The 23,503-nt window shown below is 37.3% G+C and carries 22 protein-coding genes; 10 read left to right on the plus strand and 12 right to left on the minus strand.

Annotation, left to right across the window (positions count from 1 at the left end):
- The 4 genes from ACP5P5_RS11240 to glk all read right to left on the minus strand — a co-directional run.
- Positions 1-153, minus strand: a 153-nt coding sequence (locus ACP5P5_RS11240) for a DUF2480 family protein (RefSeq protein ID WP_428286261.1), incomplete at its 3' end; no start/stop codon positions are given.
- A 103-nt stretch (positions 154-256) separates the two neighbouring features.
- A complete protein-coding gene (locus ACP5P5_RS11245) occupies positions 257-2,356 on the minus strand; it encodes a peptidylprolyl isomerase (protein ID WP_428286208.1) in 2,100 nt (699 codons plus the stop codon).
- Positions 2,357-2,547: 191 nt separating this feature from the next.
- Positions 2,548-3,270 (minus strand): murein L,D-transpeptidase catalytic domain family protein, encoded by a 723-nt coding sequence (locus ACP5P5_RS11250; RefSeq protein WP_428286209.1) that lies wholly within the window; start codon positions 3,268-3,270, stop codon positions 2,548-2,550.
- Positions 3,271-3,431: 161 nt separating this feature from the next.
- A complete protein-coding gene (gene glk / locus ACP5P5_RS11255) occupies positions 3,432-4,478 on the minus strand; it encodes a glucokinase (protein ID WP_428286210.1) in 1,047 nt (348 codons plus the stop codon).
- 217 nt (positions 4,479-4,695) lie between these two features.
- On the opposite strand from glk, the gene ACP5P5_RS11260 reads away from it, so the two are divergent.
- The 3 genes from ACP5P5_RS11260 (at position 4,696) to ACP5P5_RS11270 (ending at position 8,895) form a co-directional block, all read left to right on the plus strand.
- Complete coding sequence (locus ACP5P5_RS11260; protein WP_428286211.1) at positions 4,696-7,062, plus strand: ATP-dependent helicase; 2,367 nt, start codon at positions 4,696-4,698, stop codon at positions 7,060-7,062.
- A gap of 30 nt (positions 7,063-7,092) precedes the next feature.
- Positions 7,093-8,067 (plus strand): zinc-dependent alcohol dehydrogenase family protein, encoded by a 975-nt coding sequence (locus ACP5P5_RS11265; protein WP_428286212.1) that lies wholly within the window; start codon positions 7,093-7,095, stop codon positions 8,065-8,067.
- A gap of 228 nt (positions 8,068-8,295) precedes the next feature.
- Positions 8,296-8,895, plus strand: a complete 600-nt coding sequence (locus ACP5P5_RS11270; protein ID WP_428286213.1) for a NifU family protein — start codon at positions 8,296-8,298, stop codon at positions 8,893-8,895.
- A 58-nt stretch (positions 8,896-8,953) separates the two neighbouring features.
- On the opposite strand, the gene ACP5P5_RS11275 is transcribed toward ACP5P5_RS11270, so the two are convergent.
- Together ACP5P5_RS11275 and ACP5P5_RS11280 are read right to left on the minus strand one after the other, a co-directional pair.
- The gene (locus tag ACP5P5_RS11275) at positions 8,954-9,868 is read right to left on the minus strand and encodes a hypothetical protein (RefSeq protein ID WP_428286214.1); all 915 of its coding nucleotides are present in this window, start codon (positions 9,866-9,868) and stop codon (positions 8,954-8,956) included.
- Between the two features lie 96 nt (positions 9,869-9,964).
- Positions 9,965-11,074, minus strand: coding sequence for an AI-2E family transporter (locus ACP5P5_RS11280; RefSeq protein ID WP_428286215.1), 1,110 nt, complete (start codon positions 11,072-11,074; stop codon positions 9,965-9,967).
- A 130-nt stretch (positions 11,075-11,204) separates the two neighbouring features.
- On the opposite strand from ACP5P5_RS11280, the gene ACP5P5_RS11285 reads away from it, so the two are divergent.
- Positions 11,205-12,314 (plus strand): DUF2891 domain-containing protein, encoded by a 1,110-nt coding sequence (locus ACP5P5_RS11285; protein WP_428286216.1) that lies wholly within the window; start codon positions 11,205-11,207, stop codon positions 12,312-12,314.
- Here ACP5P5_RS11285 and ACP5P5_RS11290 read toward each other — a convergent pair.
- Complete coding sequence (locus tag ACP5P5_RS11290) at positions 12,306-12,716, minus strand: OsmC family protein (protein WP_111295192.1); 411 nt, start codon at positions 12,714-12,716, stop codon at positions 12,306-12,308. The genes ACP5P5_RS11285 and ACP5P5_RS11290 overlap by 9 nt on opposite strands.
- 77 nt (positions 12,717-12,793) lie before the next feature.
- Here ACP5P5_RS11290 and pnuC point away from each other — a divergent pair, with 77 nt between their 5' ends.
- Genes pnuC through ACP5P5_RS11305 form a run of 3 tightly spaced genes read left to right on the plus strand, consistent with a single transcriptional unit; the run spans position 12,794 to position 14,518 of the window.
- On the plus strand, positions 12,794-13,408 hold the full coding sequence (gene pnuC, locus ACP5P5_RS11295) for a nicotinamide riboside transporter PnuC (RefSeq protein ID WP_428286217.1): 615 nt from the start codon (positions 12,794-12,796) through the stop codon (positions 13,406-13,408).
- Between the two features lie 13 nt (positions 13,409-13,421).
- The gene (locus ACP5P5_RS11300; RefSeq protein WP_428286218.1) at positions 13,422-13,991 is read left to right on the plus strand and encodes a DNA-3-methyladenine glycosylase I; all 570 of its coding nucleotides are present in this window, start codon (positions 13,422-13,424) and stop codon (positions 13,989-13,991) included.
- On the plus strand, positions 13,964-14,518 hold the full coding sequence (locus ACP5P5_RS11305) for an AAA family ATPase (protein WP_428286219.1): 555 nt from the start codon (positions 13,964-13,966) through the stop codon (positions 14,516-14,518). Before ACP5P5_RS11300 ends, ACP5P5_RS11305 begins: the two co-directional genes overlap by 28 nt.
- Before the next feature lie 21 nt (positions 14,519-14,539).
- On the opposite strand, the gene mtgA is transcribed toward ACP5P5_RS11305, so the two are convergent.
- The 5 genes from mtgA to ACP5P5_RS11330 all read right to left on the minus strand — a co-directional run bounded on the left by mtgA (position 14,540) and on the right by ACP5P5_RS11330 (position 20,110).
- Entirely contained in the window at positions 14,540-15,262 is a 723-nt protein-coding gene (gene mtgA / locus ACP5P5_RS11310) for a monofunctional biosynthetic peptidoglycan transglycosylase (protein ID WP_428286220.1), read from the minus strand.
- A gap of 12 nt (positions 15,263-15,274) precedes the next feature.
- A complete protein-coding gene (locus ACP5P5_RS11315) occupies positions 15,275-15,823 on the minus strand; it encodes a hypothetical protein (protein ID WP_428286221.1) in 549 nt (182 codons plus the stop codon).
- Between the two features lie 47 nt (positions 15,824-15,870).
- Positions 15,871-16,503, minus strand: coding sequence for a LysE family translocator (locus ACP5P5_RS11320; protein WP_428286222.1), 633 nt, complete (start codon positions 16,501-16,503; stop codon positions 15,871-15,873).
- Between the two features lie 29 nt (positions 16,504-16,532).
- Positions 16,533-18,068, minus strand: coding sequence for a GH3 family domain-containing protein (locus ACP5P5_RS11325; protein WP_428286223.1), 1,536 nt, complete (start codon positions 18,066-18,068; stop codon positions 16,533-16,535).
- Positions 18,069-18,145: 77 nt separating this feature from the next.
- Positions 18,146-20,110 (minus strand): glycosyltransferase family 2 protein, encoded by a 1,965-nt coding sequence (locus ACP5P5_RS11330; RefSeq protein WP_428286224.1) that lies wholly within the window; start codon positions 20,108-20,110, stop codon positions 18,146-18,148.
- A gap of 56 nt (positions 20,111-20,166) precedes the next feature.
- Here ACP5P5_RS11330 and ACP5P5_RS11335 point away from each other — a divergent pair, with 56 nt between their 5' ends.
- From ACP5P5_RS11335 to ACP5P5_RS11345, 3 genes are read left to right on the plus strand one after another with little or no spacing between them, the layout of a single operon-like run.
- The gene (locus ACP5P5_RS11335) at positions 20,167-20,946 is read left to right on the plus strand and encodes an inositol monophosphatase family protein (protein ID WP_428286225.1); all 780 of its coding nucleotides are present in this window, start codon (positions 20,167-20,169) and stop codon (positions 20,944-20,946) included.
- Between the two features lie 11 nt (positions 20,947-20,957).
- On the plus strand, positions 20,958-21,989 hold the full coding sequence (thiL, locus tag ACP5P5_RS11340) for a thiamine-phosphate kinase (RefSeq protein WP_428286226.1): 1,032 nt from the start codon (positions 20,958-20,960) through the stop codon (positions 21,987-21,989).
- Positions 21,949-23,490, plus strand: a complete 1,542-nt coding sequence (locus ACP5P5_RS11345) for a S41 family peptidase (RefSeq protein WP_428286227.1) — start codon at positions 21,949-21,951, stop codon at positions 23,488-23,490. Before thiL ends, ACP5P5_RS11345 begins: the two co-directional genes overlap by 41 nt.
- Positions 23,491-23,503 lie beyond the last annotated feature (13 nt).

The raw sequence follows: 23,503 nt of genomic DNA on the forward strand, positions 1-23,503 counted from the left end.
TTCTTTTAAAATAAGCCCCATGAATAAATAGTCTTTTAAATCGAATGACAATACCGATTGTTTCGGCGCAAAATCTGCCGGGTCTAAGGTAATTAAACCACTTTCTGCTACTTTATTAATAATAGGTGCTGTGTCCATATGCAAACTATTCATGATGCAAAGATACCCAATTCTGCCGGTAGGGCTTTACTATATACGTTAAAAAAGGCCTCTGGAATACATCCGGAGGCCTTTGCCTATGATTTTGTTGAAGCGATTAATAGAATTGACTACGGTAATCTTTAACAACGGCAGTTTTACGTAATGCATCCATACCGCGATAAATAGCCATGCGCAGAGATTGCAATAAAGTTTGTTTAACGCCCTGAGCCTCATCTGGGGTAGCCGTTTTGCTGCTAATGGCATTAATTTGAATGACAAATACACCGTTAGTACCAGCAATGGGAGGAGTAACTTTATTCAAATAGGCTTTATTAAATGATGCACCGGTAAACTTAGCATCATTGCCTATGCCGGTAATAAACGGTGCACTGAAAGAAATGCTATCTGCTTTTTGAACCTGAGTGCCTGTTGCAGAAGCATAAGCATTTAAGTCGCTCCCGGATTTAAACTTAGTATCTAATAACATTTTGGCTTTCTTTTCATTGCGAACAATGGGTTCAATCATTGGTCTAAGAATTGAAGCCGGAGGCAAACCGGGTTTAATATCGGCAGTAATTAAAGGAACCACATAATTGTTACCAATACGAACGGGCTCTTGATCTATGTCACCAACATTATGCTCGTATATCCAACGAACTAGTTGACGGCTATCGCCTAAATTAGGAATAGAGTAATCGTTTTCTTTAATATCTTCAGCTGTTGCAATGGTTTTATTCATTTTCGCAGCGGTAGCTTCAAAATCTTTTTTGTTTTTGCTAAGCGAAACAAATTGTGCTGCAGCATTTACAGCAGCCGCGTCGGTTTCATTGCTAATGGTGATGGGCTTAGCATAATAAGCTATTTTATAAGCAGGCGATGAACCTTTTTGACCCAATACCTCAACATAGTGTAAACCATACTCTGTTGAAATAACACCTTTGGTACCAACTGGGTTTAAAAAGCTGAAATCGTTAAAACTAGGCACCATTCTACCGGTAGTAAAATAATCGTAAACACCGCCGGCATTTTTATTGCCATCGTCAGAATATTTCATTGCCACTGAATCGAAAGGTACACCGGCTTTTAATTGCATTTCAACGGTGTCCATAATTTTACGAGCTGTGCTATCATCTCTTACTCTCTGTAAAACACCTGTTTGCGGGTCTTGCTGATGGGTAGCCACTAAAATATGGCGCACTTTGGCTGAGTCGGGTAATTGTTTAACCGCAATTAGTTTTGCTATTACATATTCATTGCCATCTAAATAAGGACCAAACACACCATTAACGGGTAATTTTGCAATAGAATCAATACTTTTTTGGTGTATTTGATTTTTAGAAATATAGCCGTCGTAGTAAGGTAAATCGGATGTGTTTTGTGCAAAAAAAGTATTGATATTGGTATTGGAAGCTAATTCTGCTTTTTTAGCTAAAACCGCATTGAAAGCAGCCAAAGAGTCGGCAGCACTAGGATCGGCATTAAAAGTAACGAATGCAATATTGCGGGTTTCCTCATCGCGTTTATATTCGTCTTTATGTTTGTTGGCATAGGCCATGATTTCGTCATCGCTCACTTTGATGCTGGAATCTGGGATGGCGCTATAAGGTGCATAAACGTATGAAACATTCGATAGCAGGTTATTATCTTCTTCCGTTTTATTCACTAACCATTTAGGAACGTACATGGCTTGTTGTAATAAAGCCTGGTATTTAGCTTGCAAGGCTTGTTGAATAGCAGGTTTAATATAGGCTTCTTCAACTTGTGCCATCTCCTGAGTATTTCTCGATTTTTTTAATCTATCGAAAGCGGCCTTGGCTTCATCCACCATAAACATACCGGTTTTTGGGTCGGTAAATTCACGTTTTAAAGGAGAGGTTGCTGGATTAAATAAAATGTCGCTCACTTCTTTCGGTGTAACGGTTAATCCCAATTTTTTGTATTGCTGCTCCATGATAATGCCGGCCACCTCATTATTCCAAAGTTGCGCAATCACTTGTTCGCGATTCGCACCACGACCACCATACATGCTCACCTTCTCTTCAAAATCGGCACGTTCAATTTTTTGGCCATTTACTTTACCAATAACTGTTGTGTTGGAAAAGAAATTGCCCCGGCGAAAAGAACCATCTTGTAAAATAAACGCCAATAATGCTAATGCAATAATGCCGAAAATAAACCAGGCACCTTTGTCGCGTATGCGTTGAATAACAGACATAATATATAATTGTTAGTAAGAAATTTTTATAAGGATGGCAAAAATAGGGGAATAAATTTATTGCACAAATTGTGGAAAAATATGTTTGTATGGAATGAATTGCAGTTGTTTTAAGTTACGATAGGCCTTAATAAGCCTGCGGTATGATGCGCTGTACTTATGATAATAGAAAAGTGGAGTAAGCGCCTACTTTAAAAGCTATTGGCATCATTCACTTCCGGGTTTTGAACAAGGCTATCCGGCAATGGTTGTGCAAGGGTTGATTGTGCCAAATACTGTTGATTACTACTATAAATAAACAAACAGCTTCCCTCTTTTATTGTGCTAATAATAGCTGAAGTAACTTTTGGGGGCAAAGCGGGGCATCCTTCACTTCTTCCTAAATAGCCTTGCATGCGAATAAATTGTTCGTTAACGTAATTGGCTGCGTGCATTACAATGCCTCTGTTCAAAGCATTATCATTAATGTCAGGCTCTAAACCGTTTAATCGAAGCGCAAAACCATGTTTGCCTCTGTAAGTATTTGCTGTTGCATAAAAGCCCAAACTACTTTCATAGCTATTGGGGCGATTTGAAAACCGAGTAGCCATTAACTTACCTGAATTTTTACCATGTGCTACATAGGTATTGAACAATAAAGCACCCTTTATTACATCAATTACAAATAATCTTTTTTGGGTAGAGGGCAAACTAAAATCAACAATGGTAAGCAGTTGATTATTTTGAATTTTGCCTGCCTCATATAATGCTTGCATACCGGTATAGGCTACTTCAAATGCTTGGTAGGAAAGCCCTTTTGCGGCTAAATCCAATTTTTGGTATATGCTGAATGAGCTTTTGGTAACGCTGCTTTTATTAGAAGGGGCAGTAGGACCATATGCTTTACCCGGCGCAAAGCTGAATAGGGTAAACATGTTTACAGCAAATAGGATAAATTGGATAGATTGTTTGCAAAACTTCATCATCGAACCGCACTTTTTAAATTCTTGTAGGCTGCAAACTAATCCAAATCATGAAAAAGTAGTGCCAATAGGTAATTTTATTAACCTTTCATTAACATATCAAATACAATACATTATTGCATGCCCAACCAAGCATAATAACCGGCCCCTAATAAAGGCGCTTGTTGGTTTAACACTATATAAACGCTAACCTCAGCTAATAGTTGGCGCATACGCCCACTGTTTTGAAAAGTATCATCCCAAACTTCGGGCTTCAATAAAGGAAGCACTTTCGGGGCAATGCCACCGGCCAGGTATAAGCCGCCTGTAGCCTTGAATTTTAAAATTAAATTGGCTGCTTCAATGGAAAGATAGCGATTGAATAAGGCCAAGGCTTCTATACAAACCGGGCAAGTTCCCTGAGCTGCAGCATGGCTAATGGCAGCCGCTTTATCTGTAGCTGAAACAATGGTTGCTTCTACTTCAGCAGGACAATTTTTCTTTTCTTTTTGTATTAAAAAGTCCCATATATTTTCAATGCCCAAACCGCTTAATAAACGTTCCCAGCTTACATGTTTAGGATATTTTTCCAACAAAAAATGCATGAGTTCAATATCCTGTAGCGTTCTGGGCGCAAAGTCGCAATGGCCGCCTTCAGTTGCAAAAGGGTGATAAGCATGCCCATCAAAGTACATTCCGGCCTCACCCAGTCCGGTACCTGCAGCTAAAATACCAATGTTACCGGGAGTTTCATCTTTTCCTTTGTGTAAAATATGCACCTCGTTCGGTTTTAATGCTGCTAATCCGTAAGCGGTGGCTTCTAAATCGTTCAAGATAGCTACGGGGCAATTGTTGATTAAACTGCTGATTTCTCTTGCATTAATTTCCCAACTTAAGTTGGTAAACTTAACCGAGCCTTCAATGATGGGTCCGGCAACCGATAAACATACCCTTTGAGGGGTTGGTTGTCCGGCTAAAAAATCGTTCAAAATCTCCTGAAATGAATGGTAATGTTTACTAAAGTATCGTTGTTCTTTTAGGCTAGTAAAGCCATTGCCATTTACTTTAAATAAAGCCATATTTGCTTTGGTTCCACCAATATCGCCGGCTAAAACTATAATATTATCGGGGGCAGATGCTAAATGCTGAAAAGCAATCGGAAGAAATAACTGGGGTTTCATAATAAACGGCAAGTTACAACAAACATAGTTTTAAAAATGCCAATGAGTTGTTGAATTTTTTAAAAGAAGAATATGCACATACTACCTTTTTACGCGGCATTGCCTTTATATTGCAGCCCGGAAATGGAGAAAGTATACCCTTCTTTTGTGAATAAACTTAATTGCACAATAAGCCATTTTTGCAAGCTTCAATTTCAAAAAGCCGAACACGAACCAAATGACAGAACCACATTATTTAAAAGGATTGAACGAACCTCAACGCGAAGCGGTTACTACCCTCAATGGACCATTGTTAATTATTGCCGGTGCCGGTAGTGGAAAAACAAAAGTATTAACCACTCGTATTGCCCATTTAATGGCCAATGGCGTTGATGCTTTTAATATTTTGGCTTTAACGTTTACCAATAAAGCGGCACAAGAAATGAAGGAGCGGGTTGAAAAAATTTTAGGTAATAATGATGCCCGCAATTTGTACATAGGCACTTTTCATAGTGTATTTGCCCGCATTTTACGCGGTGAAGCGCATAAATTAGGCTACCCGGCTAACTTCACTATTTATGATACGGATGATAGTCGCTCTGTATTAAAAACTGTGATCAATGAATTGAATTTAGACGATAAACACTATAAGCCCAATATTGTACACAACCGTATTTCATCCGCTAAAAATGCGTTGGTGGGCCCGGCTGAATATGCTACAGATTATTACATTCAACAAGAAGATATGCGGGCCAACAGGCCGGCTATTGCTCAAATTTATGCAGCATATGCGGCTCGTTGTTTTAAAAATGGGGCAATGGATTTTGATGACCTTTTGTTGAAAATGTATGAATTATTAAAAACGCATCATGATGCCCTACATAAATACCAAACTAAGTTTAAGTATATACTGATTGATGAGTATCAGGATACCAATCCTGTTCAGTATCAAATTACCAAGTTATTGGCCGCAATGCATGAAAATATTTGCGTGGTGGGCGATGATGCTCAAAGTATTTATAGCTTTAGAGGCGCCACCATTGAAAATATTTTACAGTTTCAAAAAGATTATGATGATGTAAAATTGGTGAAGCTGGAGCAAAACTACCGAAGCACCGATACCATTATTAAAGTGGCCAATGAGGTAATTAAAAATAATAAAGGGCAAATTCCTAAACTGTTATGGACAGAAAATGCCACCGGTGAAAAAATTAAACTGGTACGCACTATGACGGATAATGATGAAGGCAAATTTGTGGCTGACACCATTCAGGAACAGAAATTGCGCAATCATTATGAAAACAAAGATTTTGCTGTTTTGTACCGTACCAATGCTCAAAGCCGTTCGTTTGAAGAAAGCTTGCGACGCATGGGTATTCCCTATAAAATTTATGGCGGATTAAGCTTCTATCAAAGAAAGGAAATTAAAGACTACATTGCTTATTTGCGTTTAATTGTAAACACAAAAGATGAAGAAGCTTTAAAGCGTATCATCAATTACCCTGTTCGTGGCATTGGAAAAACATCACTCGAAAAAGCCGTAATTATTGCCAATGAACAAAATACTACTTTGTTTGAAGTATTGCAATTGGCTGCCGCCAATGGTTTTAAAGGAGCAACTTTAGAAGCCATGCAAAACTTCGTAACCATGATTCGGTATTTTCAAACCCTTATGGCAAGCAAAAATGCATACGATGTTGCTGTACAGGTGGGAAAACACACCAATTTGGTAAAAGAATTGTTCAACGATAAAACCACAGAAGGCCTGGCCCGTTATGAAAACGTACAGGAATTGCTGAATAGTATTAAAGAATGGACCGAAATGCCCGATAATGAAGATGGCGAAATGGTTGATAAATCGTTGGGCAGCTATTTGCAGCAAATTACTTTATTAACCGATGCAGATAAAGACAATGATCCCGATGCGGATTCCGTAAAACTAATGACCATACATGCGGCCAAAGGGTTGGAATTTAAATGTGTGTTTGTGGGTGGCATTGAAGAAACCTTATTTCCGAATGCTATGAGTATAAACTCAAGAGAAGAATTGGAAGAAGAACGTCGGTTATTTTATGTTGCCGTAACACGTGCTAAAGAAAAACTTTGGTTAAGTTATGCCAATGCCCGCTACCGATTTGGCAGTTTGGTGCAAAATGATCCCAGCCGCTTTTTGGAAGAAATGCCCGAAAGTTTATTAGATAAAACCTATGCGGGTGGCGGTGCTCGAAATAATGCAGGCAACGGCTTTAATAACGGTAGTGCCTTTGCTCGTATGCAAAGGGGCATGGGTTATAGCGATGCAGATGCTGCTGAAAAAAAATACGGCCCACCCCCTGCCAAAAAAGCAAGCAGCAAACCCTCATACATGCCGACTTCACCTCCTCCGCCCAAGGTGGTGGAGCATATACCTTCTGCCAATTTTGAACCCAGTGATCCACACGATATGGAAGCCGGTCAAACTGTTGAACATCAAAAGTTTGGTTTTGGCAAAATTGTAAAAATTGAAGGTGGCGCCCATAATCCCATTGCTACCATTCACTTTCAGCACAATGGTGAAAAGAAGATTATGTTGAATTATGCAAAAATTAGAATTGTGCAGCAGTAATGGGCTTTTACAATTCGTAAAAAATAGAAAATGAAAGCCATTGTATTTGAACAAAGCGGAAAAGCAACATCGGTACTAACATTGCATGAGGTGCCTCAGCCGCAGCCTTTGGAAGGAGAGTTGTCAATTAAAGTATTGGCATCTACCATTAATCCTGCAGACATATTATTCATTGCCGGTAAATACAGAATGCAGCCCAACCTACCGCAAATTGCCGGGTTAGAGGGTGTGGGTGTAGTAATGCAGCAAGGAAAAAACACCCTAACACCCACTCAAACATTAGTGGCTTTTCGTCATAAAAATGTTTGGGCGGAATATGTGGTGGTACCAGAAAAAAAGGTAATTCCATTGCCCCCCGGTTTTCCGATAGAAAAAGCTGCCCAGTTCTCCCTCAATCCAATTACTGCATACGGGCTATTATCGCAAGCGAGCTTACAACAGGGAAATTGGTTGTTGTTAACAGCTGCAAATTCAGCCCTTTCAAAAATTGTCATTCAATTAGCTGCACAAAAAAAATATTCAACCATTGCGGTAGTTCGGAAAGAAGAAGAAATAGCAGTATTAAAAGCATTAGGTGCTACAGAAGTGGTATTATCAACAAATCCGCAGCTGACCAATACAATTTTATCCATCACTCAAAATAAAGGTGTTAATGCATTGTTCGATGCAGTAGGCGGCAACCTGCTAACACAATTATTACCTACTGTTGCGCCATTTGGTAAGGTATTGATATATGGGTTGTTAGATAATCAGCCCGCGCAATTGTATAATGCTACCATTGTTTTTAAAAATTTATCTCTCATGGGCTTTGGAGTAGATGCCTGGTTGCAAACCTTATTGGAAAATGAGCAAAAGGAAATGCAAACTTATTTAATAGAAAACTTACAGCAGCCCGGATTTCAATTGCCGGTGTCAGAAAAATTTCCTTTTACGCAGTTTATGGAAGCTATTCAAGCCTATGAAAGCGGCAACCAAAAGGGAAAAATTTTGTTAGAAATGCATTAGGCTCAGCCAAAATAGAAATATGGGTTGCCTGAAATGCTTTAGAAAACTTGTTCAAAATCATAATCGTTAGGTACAAAGCAATCCCGTGTATTAAAAGTAAGTTCAATTTTTGAAAAGTAGTATCTAAGCATTTTCGATAGCCGAAAAAACCAGGGGTATTTCTATTTTAGCATGCTGCATCCGCAATATTTTAGTAATTTTGTACTTGAATTTATAAATTGAAGTGTTATGATAAAAACCGGCAATACCATTGTTAGTATTTATACTGAAATGACGCCCAATCCGGAAACCATGAAGTTTGTGGCCAATAAATTATTATATCCCGGAAAAAGCATTGATTTTCAGGACGAGCGCAGTGCCGGCCCTTCGCCATTAGCGAAGGAGTTGTTTAGTTTTCCTTTTATTAAAAGTGTATTTATTGCCAGCAATTTTGTAACCTTAACCAAAACAGCGGAAACAGGTGATTGGCAAGACGTAATTCCAACCATAAAACAATTTTTAAAAGATTATTTGGAAAACGGGGGTCCTATTGTAAATGAGGAAGAAGTTGCCCAAATTAAGCAAGAAGCCGGCAATGTTGTTGCGGCTGATGATGATGATGTGGTAAAACGCATTAAAGAATTATTGGAGAATTATGTGAAACCTGCTGTTGAAATGGATGGAGGTGCCATTCAATTCCGCAGCTATAAAGAAGGGGTGGTTAATTTAATGTTGCAAGGAAGTTGCAGTGGTTGCCCCTCTTCAATGATTACCTTAAAGGCGGGCATAGAAGGTATGATGAAACGCATGATTCCGGAAGTAAAAGAAGTAGTAGCAGAAGCTGAATAGTTTTTCATTTTTTATAGTTTTTCCCTTCTTCGGCTGATACTGAAGAAGGGTTTTTGTTTTAAAACTTTAGGTAAACGCTACATTCCAAATAAAAGGAGTTTGACAAGTTCTTTTCTGATGCGGGTGTGGTATTATTTGTAGTAGTAATGGTTGATCGGTTTTTTAAAGTATAAGTTGCGGTGGTTGTTGTTTCAATTTTATTTACGGGAATGGCATAAGTGGGTGTAATGGCAAAGCCCCATTTTTTGGCATCATAAGTTAAAGGCATGGATGCTTCATAGTCTAATAATGTTACTCCCGGATTAGGAACAATGGTAGCAGCTTTCACAGATACTACATTAGGATTATTTTTCTTAATGGCCTTTCCTACTCTTCTGTTGGTGTATCCCTCATAAAAATATAAACTGCTGAAATTCGCCGCCAGGGTTGGTGTTAAGTTCCATTGTTGTTTGTCGGGTCCCCAGGTAAAAGCATGCGCAATATTTGTATTGAAAGCTACGTCGGTTTTGTTATCGAAAATAACATCGGCACTGGCTCCCAGTTGTAAAAAATTAAAGTCATAGCTTAAGTCCGTACCGAAACCTCCTTTTATATCGCTTTTAATGGCGGTACTTTGAGCATTATAAAAGGTTTTGTTGGCTCGCACATCGCCACTGAAGTTATTAATAGAAAAATTATAGCCGGCATCCAATGAAAAGTAATCAATTCTATTTTCATTAGCGGCAGCAGCATAAGCTGCGCTGGCACTAACATACCAACCTGATTTGTTGTAATAACCAAAAGTGGGTGTTATATAAGGCAACACCGTAGAGTCTTTTCGGCCATTATATACAGCATTGCTTAAGTAATCTAATGAAGCTTTGAAATACGATTGGGTGTGGGTACTATCTGATTTTTGTTGTGCAAACAGGGGTTGCGTTAACCACGTAAATAGCATACCAATGCTAATAACGAAAATTTTTAAATGCCGCATATTGTAAGGGTTACTGATAAATTTTGTTATAAAGACCTGCTTTTCTGAGGAACGTTTAAAACCGAAAAATAAAATATGGAGGAGTTGTTTTTTGTATTATTTTTTTCTATTAAGTAACTTGTTGAAAATATTTTTGCGTTTAGCGGACTTAGTAGATTTTGTTTCGCTATCATCGCCTAGTAAATAGCCCCAAGGTTCAAGGCTTTCCACAGAGTCGAATATAATTTTTAAAATCGCTAGTATGGGCAACGCCAAAAACATGCCCGGAATACCCCAAAGCAAACTGCCAACAACAACTCCTAAAATAGTTGCCAAAGCATTTATTTTTACTTTAGAGCCCACAACTTTAGGTAATAAAAAATTACTATCTATTAAATGTACAATAATCATTACAATAGCTACACCTAGTACGGCTGACGGAGTATTGTTGGTGTAAGTAACCAACATGCCAAATAACGTGGCGGTATATATACCCAAATAAGGAATTAAATTTAAGATGGCGGCAACTACTGCCAGTAAAATAGCATATTGAACACCAACAATCAATAAGCCTATGTAATTTAAAATGGCAACGATTAACAATTCAATTAATAAACCAAAAATATAATCTTTAATCATTAACCGAATACGGTGCAAAACATTAATAACGGTTAACGCATGGGTATTGCCGAAGCTTTTTACAAAGAAATCAATAATAATATGTCGATACAATAAAAACAAAAATGTATAAATGGGAATGAGCACCAAATACACCAGAACATTTGATAAGGTTGAAACGGTGCTGCCCACTATGGCCGATGTACTGCTCATAGATTGAGCAGTAATGGAATCAATAAACTTTTTTAAATGTTGGTCGCTGATGTGAAAGCGCTGTTGAGCCCAGTTTTCCAAATCGGTTACAGCAATATACAACTGTTGGGCAACCTTGGGAACATCATTGCGAAAACTAATGATTTGAGATGAGATGAAATAAAATACAAATAGTACCACTAATATAGCCAGCAATACGGCAATAAGTGCACTAATACCCCGCGAAATACCCCATTTCTCAAAAACATTGGCTACACTAATCAGTAGTAAAGTAAACAATGCTGCAAATGCCAATGGAATAAAAAACGATTGTGCATAATACAGCAAAAGAATAATGAGGCAAACACTGATTAATGCATAAGCCAGTTTTTGTAAAAATGTAAGCGATGTTTTCAATAGGAAAAATTTGTTGATGAACGTAAAAATAATAAACAAAGCCAACTATAGCCATTTAAGCATTACCTTTCTGCATAAAATTACAAATTCAACCACTTCGTTTAACTTGTATTCAAATTCAATACAAACCATGAAAAGAATGTTTGTTTTAATGGCATTATTGGGAATTACAGGGCTACAAAACTTGTTGGCACAAGCACATAAGTTTTACTATTTAAATTCCGATAGCAGTCAATTTGTACTTACCGATACAGGAGCAAAATATTTGGCAGCATTGCCCTTGCGTTGTATTCAGCAGGAATATCCAAACAAAGTAAATCATGTTGCCATTAGCGACAGTAGTCAGTTATTAACGCCTAAACAATTGCATCCGGCATTTTACGGTTGTTTCGATTGGCACAGTACAGTTCATGGCCATTGGATGCTGGTGGCATTATTAAAAAAATTTCCGCATTTACCCGAAGCAACAATCATTCGTAGAAAATTAAATGAAAACATTACTCCCGAAAATATTGCTCGTGAAGCGGCATACTTCAATACACCATTGAACAGTAGTTTTGAACGAACTTATGGGTGGGCTTGGTTATTGCAGTTGCAAAAAGAATTATTAGGGTGGAATAATCCTGATGCCATTCATTGGAGAAAAACACTTGAGCCATTGTGTGATACGGTGGTAAACCTTTGGATGCGTTTTTTGCCCAAACAAACTTATCCTAATAGAACCGGCGTGCATCCCAATACTGCATTTGGAATGGTATTGGCATTAGATTATGCCCGTGCAGCACATAATACCGTATTTGAACAAGCACTTATTAATGCAGCTAAAAAATTATTTTTAAACGACAAAAAAATACCGGCATTATGGGAGCCCGATGGCACCGACTTTTTATCGCCTTCATTAGAAGAAGCCGATTTAATGCGCCGTGTTTTAAATAAAACACAGTTTTTACAATGGTTTAATCAATTTTACACTCCGGCCGGTTTACAACATTTAACCGTACTGCCGGTAGTATCGGACAGAAATGATTTAACCATTGTGCATTTAGACGGGTTGGCATTGAGCCGAAGCTGGTGTATGCAAGGCATAGCCAAATTATTGCCCAACAACGATCCTCGCAAAAAAATGTTGCAACGCTCGGCAATAGCACATATGAATGCAAGTTTACCGCATATTGCATCAGGCAGTTATGGCGGCGAACATTGGTTGGCAAGTTTTGCGGTGTATGCTTTATTACAATAAAGTAGCTTCGGAACTAATGGCCATGTTTAATGCTTTTGAAACCGGACAGTTGGTTTCTGCATCTTTTACGGCTGCATCAAATTGTTCTTTAGAAATACCCGGCACTTTACCTTTTACGGTTAAATGTGATTGAGAAATTACGCCGTTATCTAATGTAATGGCACATTGTGTTTCTAAGGTTTCGGGTGTAAAGCCCATGGCACCTAAAACAAAGCTAAGCTTCATGGTAAAACAACCGGCATGCGCAGCAGCAATTAATTCTTCCGGATTGGTACCTACTCCATTTTCAAAACGTGAGTGGTAAGAATACTGATGTTGATTTAATACTGTGCTTTGAGTGGTTAGATGGCCATTGCCTTCTTTACCGGAGCCATTCCAAACGGCGGTTGCTGTTCTAATCATATTTGTAAATTTTTGAGTAAGCAAGTTACTAAATGTAATACCATCTATCTTTGATGCCATTAATAATTCCCTATTTCGTGAATGTATCGGAAATCTGGCACCAACTTATTCAGGGTATTCAGGAAACTTCTTTATTAGAATTTATTGGCACCATTTGTGGTATTGCCAGCGTTTTCTTCTCCCGAAGGGAAAACATTTTGGTGTATCCGGTGGGCATGGTTAGCACCAGTATTTATATTTATTTATATGTGGTGCATGGTTTGTATGCCGATGCTTCGGTTAATTTTTATTACACGGTAATGAGTATTATCGGCTGGATTATGTGGAGCAGAAAGAAAAATCATGAAGTAGTATTGCATATCAGCTATAATACAAAATCACAACAATGGCTAAGTATTGGTTTCTTTGCAGTATGCTGGGTAATTCTTTATTTAGTGTTGCATCATTTTACAGACAGTACCGTACCACAAGCCGATGCCTTTACTTCAGCTGCAGCATTTACGGGAATGTATTTAATGAACAAAAAGAAAGTAGAAAACTGGTGGTGGTGGATATTGACCAATATTGCCTCAATACCGCTTAATTTTTATAAAGGTTTGGTATTTACCAGTTTCCAGTATTTGGTTTTATTAATTTTAGCTATAATGGGTTTAATTAGCTGGATGAAAAAAGCCAAAGAATCTCATGCCTAAATGAATTGAAATTATGTTATCCTATTGCTCATTTATTGCTAAAGAAGACAATAACGCCAACGGATATACGTTACATAAGCATTATCATGATAACCTGTATGGGTTTCCGATTACTGATGATAATGAATTGTTTGCAAGATTAGTGTTAGAAATTAACCAGGCGGGTTTAAGTTGGACAACCATTTTGAAGAAAGAAGCGGCATTTAGAAATGCCTATCACAATTTTAATATTCAAAAGGTTGCTGCCTATCAACAAAAAGATATTGATAGATTGTTGAATGATGCCGGCATTATTCGTAATCGTTTAAAAGTTAATGCTGCCATTCACAATGCAAATGTTATTATGCAGTTACAAAAACAATACGGCTCATTTAAAAATTGGCTCGATATACACCATCCCAAAACAAAACAAGCATGGGTGTTGTTATTTAAGCAGCATTTTAAATTTACCGGCGGAGAAATTGTGAATGAGTTTTTAATGAGTATTGGCTATTTGCCTGGCGCACACGATAAAGATTGTAACATATTTAATAAAGTTCTGAAAACAAAACCGGCTTGGAGCATACAAACATTAAAAAAATAGTGGTTTTAGGTCCTGAAAGCACAGGCAAAACCACCCTATGTAAAAACTTAGCGCAACATTTTAATACCTTATGGGTACCGGAATATGCCAGAGAGTATTTAGAAACAAAGGGGCCAAAATATAATTATGATGATTTGGAAAAAATTGCTGCCGGCCAATTGGCGTTAGAAGATAAGACTGCACAGGAAGTTGAAAATTTAAATCCGAAACCTTGTTGTTTATTCATTGATACAGATATGTATGTAATGAAAGTGTGGAGTGAATATGTATTTGGCAAGTGCAGTCAATTTATTTTGGAAAATATTGTAGCAAGAAAGTATGACTTATACTTGTTATGCAATATTGATGTGGAATGGGTTAGAGATGCATTAAGAGAATATCCCGATGAAACGCCCAGAAAAGAGTTAATGGCTATTTATACCGATGTATTGGCTAATCAAACTACACCCTGGCAATTGATATCGGGCAATTATGACCAACGTACAGCCATTGCCATTAAAGCAGTAGAGGAGCTGTTAAAAAAATAAACTTACACAATTGACTAACCGTTAGTGGTTATTGCCAATAATTTTCTGAATATCTTCATCATCTTCTATATTTCGCATTTGTTGTACAATTTGCGGGTAACGCCAGGCAACACGTCCGCTCATGGGTACTACGGTAAACTTTTTGGGATTAGGCAAGCAGGCAATGATCATGGCGGCCTCAGCACGTGATAGATTTTTTGCCGGTTTATGAAAATATTGCTGAGCTGCCGCTTCAATACCAAAAATGCCGGGCCCCATTTCAATGGTATTTAAATACACATCTAAAATGCGTTGCTTACCCCAAATTTTTTCAATTAAGAAAGTAAAATAAAACTCAAGCCCTTTGCGCAGGTATTTTGTGAGACCACTACCCTGCCATAAAAAAACATTTTTAGCTGTTTGTTGAGATATGGTGCTGGCGGCACCACCCAAAGGAATACGGCTTTTTTTGTTTTTTTTGGGATGCAGACTTTTTTGAATGGCATCCCAATCAAATCCATTATGATCAGGGAATGATTGGTCTTCACTGGCTATGGCAGCTAACTTAGCATTGTAGGAAATATTATTCCATGAAACATAATCTCGCTTTAAACCATAGCTGAAGGCGTTGCTAATTTGGGTAAGGGTTATTGGTGGCATTATCCATTTACAAACAATAACATACAATAAGGAAGAAAGAAAAAGAAACAGTACCACTCGTTTGGTCCATTTCCAGCATTTTGAAAAAAAATTATTGGCAGCCATGTTGGCAATATACTATTTTGCCGGTGGCAGATGAATATATTCCAGCGTAAATTTTTTTCCTATTTTATAACCGGGCGGTTGTTTGTTTTTAAAAGGCTGAAGGTAGTTGGTAATGAAGTTTAATGCTACAGCCGAACCAAATTGAGCTAAATAAATACTGGGAACGGTTAAGTTAAATTGATTGACAATAGCAATACCACCAATAATTACCCCGGCTTTAAATAGAAGGTTACCTACGTCGGCGCTGGTCATTCTTTTGGCCGGAATAATGGCAATATCTTTTACGGCAATGGTTACAAAACCCATAAAAATACTATCAATAGTGCTACCAAAAGCGGTGGGTTTTAAACCCATATATCCTAAATGAATAATGATGCTGTCATCGCGACAAAAAAACACAAACCCCGAATAGGTGTTCTTGTCTTTTGTATAAACGGTAATGGGTTTACCATTAAAAAAACGATCGATGGTGTAACCATTTTTTTTTAATAGTACGAAGTCGTTTTGAGCCAATAACGGTAGTGTATTGATGCAAAGCAGCAGCAGTAAGATATATTTCATTAAGGGAAAGTTACGTTAGCTATAATTGTTATACAACTAAAATTAGGTTAAAAGCGGCTGCTAAACTCTAAAGTGCCCCAAATTAAGGCAAGGCCAAAACCAATAAGTATTAATCCCGAAATTTTGTTAATGCGATGAATGTTTTGTGGGGTAAGTTTTTGTCTAAGTTTTCCGGCTAATAGCACTTTAGCAACATCAGTGCATAAAACAAAAAGTAGACAGGTGCTGAACATAACAATGCGGTAACTACGCGAAAATTCAACTACCGAAGTGGCAATAACCAACCAAAAACCAATTACTCCGGGGTTCAGCGTATTCATGAAATAGCCGGAGAAAAATGTTTTAATGTAATCGCCGGTACTCATGGCAAGAGCCTGGCTGCCGTCTTCATTAATTTTTACTTTTTTGAAAAAGAAAACAAAAATGCCAATGCCAATTAATAAAATGCTGCCACCAATGCCAATTTCCTTTTTAAAGTCGAGTAAGTAGCGAAATAATTCGGTAAATAGCTGGCTAACAACAACCAATGTTATATCGCTTGCACTTACGCCGGCAACAAATGTAAAGCCACCTTTATGGCCATTATTGATACTTTGTTTAATAATGGAAAATATAACAGGGCCAACCGAAATGGCAAGCATTACCCCCAAAGCCAAACCTTTTAAAAATGGTGCTATCATAGCCTAAAAACAGGCTACTAAGATAAATGTTATTTGCTGTGGGCAGGCTGTTGGTGCAAATATTCCTGCCAATCTTTTAACATATTACCTTTTAATACCCTTGGAAATTTGTGCTGACCACCCAATTTTCCTTTTAATTGCATAAAATCAAGGAATTGTTGTTCACTCAACACATCAATAAACACTTCTTTTAAGGCACTTTTACGTTCTACGGCATAGTCGTCGTTTAAAATTTTCAAGTTTTCGTCAATGTGTTGTTTTAACAATTCGGGGTCAATTTGTTCATTGCAAGCAATGTACCAATGGTGTGCAAAGAAGTTGTTGTAAGGAATACCGGCAACAGTAAATTCCGGAATACAAATATTGAGTTGTTCACTGGTTAGTTGAATGGCTTTGTTCATGTTGTCAACACTTAGGTGCTCACCTACTAAACTTAAAAAATGTTTGGTGCGACCGGTAATAATAATTTCACAACGGCTTTTATCAACAAACTTAATCGTGTCTCCAATTAAATAACGCCAGGTACCCGCATTGGTACTAATGAGTAATGCATATTCTTTTCCTTCTTCAACCTCATGCACCATAAAGGTTTCGGGGTTTTCAATCATATCGCCATTGCTATCAAAGTTGTTATCATTAAAAGGGACAAACTCAAGAAAGATATGCTCGTTGGTTACCAACCGCATTCCCTTTGCGTTTTGATGGTCTTGATAAGCAATAAAGCCTTCACTGGCTAAATAGGTTTCAATATAAGTAATAGGTTTTCCTAATAGTTTTTCAAATCCTTTTTTATAGGGCTCAAAGCTAACACCGCCATGTACAAAAAACGCCAAATTGGGCCACATTTCGTGTATGTTATTTAAGTTATATTTCTTAATAATCATTTCCATACACATTTGAATCCATGCAGGAACACCTACTACAAAACCAATATCCCATTCCGGAGCTTTTTCAACAATTTCTTCTAATTTTTTATTCCAGTCACGTTCTTTAGCAATTTTTTTACCCGGTTTATAAAAAGGTTGAAACCATAAAGGCATTTTTTTAGTGGTTATACCACTTAAATCGCCGGCATAGTAACCCAGGTTTTTTTGTAAGTCTGTACTTCCACCCAAGGTTAACCACCCTTTACCAATAGAACTGTAGGGAATGTTTTCGTAATTGCGCAGGGTAAGTAATTGTTTAATCATTACCATTTTATTGCCTGCCAATAAATCGTTGGTAATAGGAATGTATTTACTGGCAGCTTCCGATGTTCCGGAAGAAAGCGCATAATATTTAATTTTACCGGGCCAGCATACATCAGGTACACCATCTAAAGTTTTGTGCCACCATTCTTTGTAAATAGAACTGTAACTAAAAGTGGGCACATTCATTTTGAATTTTTTGGCCAGATTTTTACACAATAAAATTTCATCGAAACGGTAATGTTGGCCAAATTCAGTAAATCGTGCTTTACGCAATAATTTTTTTAATACGCGAATTTGTTGTCGTTCGGGATTATTGGCGGGCAATCGTAAAGCTTTTGCAACAGATTTTGGCAAGTGTATTTCAATGATAGCCATTGATGAGCGTATTTTAAATTCAATGAATTAAAAAAAGTTACATATACCGATGTAATTAGTGCATTCTATGCTGAAAATTAAACATTTTTAAAAAGTGCATTCAGGTGTTGATACATAAAGATAATATCATTTGGCCATTCATACTGCAGGGCATACCATTCATCTTGTTTTTGTATAAGGGTTGGTGGCAAAGTTAGGGGTTGGCTACTATTATTGCCAATAGTATTTAAAATACAGGGCAACAAATTGGGTAAATTGGGATTATTGCCTGCGTAACCAATCCATGTTTTTTTGCCTAGCAAAACTAAAAAGGCGTTATTTAGAAGCTTACGTCCTTGTTTTTGCCAAATTATTATTTCAAACATTGCCAACCAAAACAAAGCAAATATTACATCCAATAAACGTTTCATTCTTTTTTGTTCTGGACGGGCAATAGCATATTTATTGAGCGGGGAAACAACATTTCCTTTTTGCCATTTGTTGTTGCTGCTAATAATAGATTGGGTTGTGCTATTAAAAAAACGATAAACGTACTTGCTTTTGTGAATTTGCATTTGCTCAATAATCCAATCTAATGTTACCTGTTCATCCCAACAAAAAATTAAAGGTAGTCCTAACTGTAATGATGCTAAGGATTTACTGTTTTTTAAAAAATCATTAGTATTCATTTCTTGAATAATATTGGAAGCATCATTAGCTAGCGGCAATAAATTTTTCAGGGCAACTTGCGCTTGTTGATTGCCAATAACAAGAGAACTGTTATCAATTAATGACAAGCTATTTTGATAAGGTTTAAAAATTGCTCTTAACAATACAATGCCGACTAAAGCCAATATTCCGGAAAGAATTACCACTCCGCGAGAAAATCGAATACTTTCTGGTAATAGTGCATAAAAAGCCAATAATATTATTAGTGCCAATAAACCTGAAATAATGGTTTGTGAAAGTTTATATTTTCCATCGTAAAGTCCACCCATCCACAAAACAAAAATGAAAATACCGGTATACACCATGGGAGCCGGCGTAACAAAATAAGTGTTAAAGGGTAGGCCGTTATGTGCCAGATACTTCCAACCCAATATTGCAAAAACATTGGCTACTATTATAACTACACCATCAATTAACATTAAATAATGTTTACGAATAGGCTTTAAAAGCGACGAGGTTACAGCAGCAAAAAAAATGGCGAATTGTAGTATAATACGCATGAAAAAGGCTTTTGTTCCTTTGTAATGTTTTTGCACAAAAATGCGCATGGCTCCATAAAATTGTTGTACATGTTGCAAATGTGCTGTTGGCTTACTTTCTCCTTTAAAATGAATAAGGCAACATGTGCCCAAATAATAAATGTTATAACCTGCTTGTTGAATTCGGTAGCTTAAGTCAATATCTTCCCCATACATAAAAAATGCTTCATCAAAACCCTGAATGGACTTAAAAACTTTTTGTGGAACCAGCATGCATGCACCACTCAGCACAGCAACGGTATGGATGGCATTTTCATGTAACTGTCCTAAAGCGTATTGATTGAAATAAGCAGAATGCGGAAATAATGCGGCTAAACCACAAAGTTTAAAAAAGGCAGCTAATGGAGTTGGGAAACTACGTTTACTTTCTGGTAGAAAATAACCGGCACCATCTATCATTTTTACACCAACAGCCCCACAATTGGTACATTCATTTGCAAAATTTAGCAAAGTGTTAAAAAATGAAGTGGGCACTAATGTATCTGGATTCAAAAAAAGAAAATATTCACCTTTTGCTAAAGCTGCTGCCTGATTACAGGCTTTTGAAAATCCTTCATTGGTTGTGTTGCAAATCCATTGCACGTTAGGAAACAAAGGCTGCAATGTTGAAACGGTTTCATCGGTAGATGCATTGTCAACCACAATAATTTCAGCCGGCATTGCTTTCAGCGCATTTTGTACCGATAGCAGGCATTGTGCTAAAAAATGTTGTACATTATAACTAACTATAATAACAGAAAGCTGCATAGTACCCAATGCCAATAATGATTTTAGGTTGTAAAAATAGGGTTTCAATACATATTGGCAGAATATAACATAAAAATGTAGGCAGGGAAAACTATCTTTGTTGCATGTTAAAAGAAACATTAATACAGGCAACAGAGGCTGGCGCCAATATTATGAAATCTTACTTCGATCAGCATTTTTCCATTGCATTCAAAAACGAGGGAATGAATAATTTGGTAACGGAAGTAGATACGAAAAGCGAAGCTGCAATTATTGAAGTAATTAAAAAAGCATTTCCTCATCATGCCATTTTAAGCGAAGAAGTAGGTGAATTGAAACAAGATTCAGAATATAAATGGATTATTGATCCAATTGACGGTACCATTAATTACACCAACGGCATTCCTATTTGTTGTGTGAGTATTGCTGTTGAGAAAAACGGGGAAATGGTTTTAGGAGCAGTACTCAATCCGTTTATGAACGAGTTTTTTTTAGCTGAGAAAGGAAAGGGGGCTACGTTAAATGGAAAAACCATTGGTGTAAGTAGTAAGGCTGTTTTATTGAATAGCTGCTTGGTAACCGGATTTCCTTATAGTTATATTGATGCACCAAACGGCCCGCTAGTGGTGTTTGATAAATTGATACGCAAGGGTGTTCCCGTTAGAAGATTAGGAAGTGCTGCCATTGATTTATGCTGGGTGGCAGCGGGCAGGTTCGATGGGTTTTATGAACATAAATTAAATGCTTGGGACAGCGCTGCCGGGTTTTTAATGGTACATGAAGCCGGAGGTAAGGTTACTGATTTTGCAGGAAATGCATACAGCCCATACCAACCACACATTATAGCTACCAATGGAATTATTCACAATAGTTTGTTACAGGTTGTAAATGGCGGTACACTTTAAAAGAATAAAGTATGGAAAATAGAACTGAAATTGCTACACTAGGAGAATTTGGTTTAATAGAACAGTTAACCAAAAATTTTGAAATACAAAATGCCTCAACCATTGTTAGTGTGGGTGATGATGCTGCAGTAATTGACCATTTTGGCAAACAAACCGTAATTACTACCGATTTGTTGTTAGAGGGCGTTCATTTCGATTTAATGTATACCCCATTAAAGCATTTGGGCTATAAAAGTATTATTGCCAATTTAAGTGATGTATATGCCATGAATGCGCAACCCACTCATGTTACGGTTAGCATTGGAATTAGTAACAGATTTAGTGTAGAAGCATTATCCGAATTGTATGAAGGTATTTATGCTGCCTGCGAAAAGTATGGTGTTGATTTAATTGGTGGTGATACTTCTACCTCAAAAAAAGGCATGGTTATTTCAGTTACGGCTATTGGAGAAGTTGCGCCGGATAAGTTTGTAAAAAGAAGTACTGCCCGAAAAGGCGATTTAATTTGTGTAACCGGCGATCTTGGTGGTGCATTTTTAGGCCTTACTTTAATGGAACGCGAAAAAAGAATTTTTTTAGAAAACCCTAATATACAGCCCAACTTAGAGGGCGAAGATTATATTGTTGGTCGTTTATTAAAACCTGAAGCTCGACGAGATATCATAGCATTTTTTGAACAAAACAATATTATGCCTACTGCCATGATGGATATTAGTGATGGCTTAAGTAGTGAGGTATTGCATTTGTGCAAGCAAAGTAATCTTGGTTGTCGCTTGTATGAAGATAAATTACCGATTCATGAAAGGTCGAGAGCTGCTGCTTTTAAATTTGGACTAGACCCTACTGTTTGTGCTTTAAATGGTGGAGAAGATTACGAATTGGTGTTTACTTTGAAGCAAGAAGATTATGATGCCATAACTTTAAATGAAGAAATTGCAGTAGTAGGTTATATGACCGATGTAGAAGAAGGGAAAAAAATGATTAGCCGCGGCGGCAATTTATATGATATTACAGCTCAGGGATGGAATGCATTTCAGGGATAATATAAATATAGCTCAGAAACAACCGGCTCGTAGGCTTATTGTACCAACGCTTTGTTTAATAGCCCTACTGCAAGGCTGTGCCGTTAGTAAATATGCGCCTGAACAAAAAATTCCACCAAAACAGTTACAAAATGATGTAGCTGTTCTACAAAAAACTTTACAACAAAATCATCCCGGCTTATATTGGTATGCCACTAAGGCAAGTATTGATAATGCATTTAATGCTCTGGAAGAGTCTGCAAAAGACTCACTTACGCAATTGAGTTTTCATAATAACATTGCGCGAATGTTGGCTACTATTCAATGTGGCCATACTGCTGTTCGGTTTTCAAAGCAATATATTAGTTATTTAATTGAAAACCGATACCCCATGTTTCCCTTGTATTTGTACAATTGGGAAAATCATTTGTATGTATTAAAAAACATGCATTCAAAAGACCCTAATTTAATCAGAGGATTAGAAGTGTCAGCAATCAACAATATTTCTGCTCAACAAATTATTGATTCTTTATACCAATATATTAGTGCAGACGCCAATAACCATTGGTTTAAAGCGCAAGTAATCAGCAATAATTTTCCTGCTTGGTATAAAATGATTTTTGGATTAGATACAGCGTATCAAATTCAATACATTGATACGATGGGTGTTCAACGGAGTATTCGAATCAAAAACTACTCGCCTAAAGAAGATACAACACAACAAAAAGCAAAAATAATTCGTAGTAGTAAGGCATATCCGTTACCCCCTAAAAAACTAAGCGCTTTGCAGCAAAAACGCTCCTTAAGTATTGACTCCTTACGTCGATTTGCTTATATGCATGTAGGTAGTTTTAGTGGTGGAAGATTACGTGGTTTTTTTCGAAGATCGTTTAGGGAACTGCATAAAATGAATATTCCCAATTTAATTATTGATGTTAGAGGCAATGGGGGTGGAAATGTGAGTAAATCAGTTTTGTTGACCAAATATTTAATTCAGAAACCCTTTAAAGTAGCCGACACTGCTGCATCTGTACATAGAACCATGTGGGATAAATCGTACATCGTTCCTTGGTGGTTGTATTGGTTTCCCATGCAATGGGGTTCAGTAAAAGGGGCAGACAGGTTGTTTCATGCAAAAAGGATTGAAACCCATATTTATCGTCCTAAATTAAAAAAACATTTTAACGGTCATATCTTTTTGTTGCAAGATGGTTACACATTTTCTGCAGCCGCTATGTTTACCGGCAGTTTAAAGGGGCATCCGAATGTACAAATTGCTGGAACACCTTCGGGAGGCGCCTATTATGGCAACAATGCACTGTTTTTACCTCATCTCAAATTACCCAATTCTAAACTGCGCATTACATTGCCCATGTATCGGGTAGTATTAGATAGTGCAAGGCCTAAAAATGGCAAGGGAGTTTTGCCAGATATATGGGTGCAGCCGCAGCAACGCAACCATTTAACCCTGCCGCCCAATGCTTTACAAGAGGTAATATTCAAAATAGTACAAAACAAGTAAACAAGTCTAACAT

It is taken from the genome of Hydrotalea sp. (assembly GCF_049968455.1).
Classification (GTDB): Bacteria; Bacteroidota; Bacteroidia; order Chitinophagales; family Chitinophagaceae; genus Hydrotalea.

Bases quoted from the DNA above. Each gene is read 5' to 3' on its own strand.
- ACP5P5_RS11245 (WP_428286208.1), bottom strand. From the start codon at position 2,356: ATGTCTGTTATTCAACGCATACGCGACAAAGGTGCCTGGTTTATTTTC.
- ACP5P5_RS11250 (WP_428286209.1), bottom strand. From the start codon at position 3,270: ATGTTTACCCTATTCAGCTTTGCGCCGGGTAAAGCATATGGTCCTACT.
- glk (WP_428286210.1), bottom strand. From the start codon at position 4,478: ATGAAACCCCAGTTATTTCTTCCGATTGCTTTTCAGCATTTAGCATCT.
- ACP5P5_RS11260 (WP_428286211.1), top strand. From the start codon at position 4,696: ATGACAGAACCACATTATTTAAAAGGATTGAACGAACCTCAACGCGAA.
- ACP5P5_RS11265 (WP_428286212.1), top strand. From the start codon at position 7,093: ATGAAAGCCATTGTATTTGAACAAAGCGGAAAAGCAACATCGGTACTA.
- ACP5P5_RS11270 (WP_428286213.1), top strand. From the start codon at position 8,296: ATGATAAAAACCGGCAATACCATTGTTAGTATTTATACTGAAATGACG.
- ACP5P5_RS11275 (WP_428286214.1), bottom strand. From the start codon at position 9,868: ATGCGGCATTTAAAAATTTTCGTTATTAGCATTGGTATGCTATTTACG.
- ACP5P5_RS11285 (WP_428286216.1), top strand. From the start codon at position 11,205: ATGAAAAGAATGTTTGTTTTAATGGCATTATTGGGAATTACAGGGCTA.
- ACP5P5_RS11290 (WP_111295192.1), bottom strand. From the start codon at position 12,716: ATGATTAGAACAGCAACCGCCGTTTGGAATGGCTCCGGTAAAGAAGGC.
- ACP5P5_RS11300 (WP_428286218.1), top strand. From the start codon at position 13,422: ATGTTATCCTATTGCTCATTTATTGCTAAAGAAGACAATAACGCCAAC.
- mtgA (WP_428286220.1), bottom strand. From the start codon at position 15,262: ATGGCTGCCAATAATTTTTTTTCAAAATGCTGGAAATGGACCAAACGA.
- ACP5P5_RS11315 (WP_428286221.1), bottom strand. From the start codon at position 15,823: ATGAAATATATCTTACTGCTGCTGCTTTGCATCAATACACTACCGTTA.
- ACP5P5_RS11320 (WP_428286222.1), bottom strand. From the start codon at position 16,503: ATGATAGCACCATTTTTAAAAGGTTTGGCTTTGGGGGTAATGCTTGCC.
- ACP5P5_RS11325 (WP_428286223.1), bottom strand. From the start codon at position 18,068: ATGGCTATCATTGAAATACACTTGCCAAAATCTGTTGCAAAAGCTTTA.
- ACP5P5_RS11335 (WP_428286225.1), top strand. From the start codon at position 20,167: ATGTTAAAAGAAACATTAATACAGGCAACAGAGGCTGGCGCCAATATT.
- thiL (WP_428286226.1), top strand. From the start codon at position 20,958: ATGGAAAATAGAACTGAAATTGCTACACTAGGAGAATTTGGTTTAATA.
- ACP5P5_RS11345 (WP_428286227.1), top strand. From the start codon at position 21,949: ATGATATTACAGCTCAGGGATGGAATGCATTTCAGGGATAATATAAAT.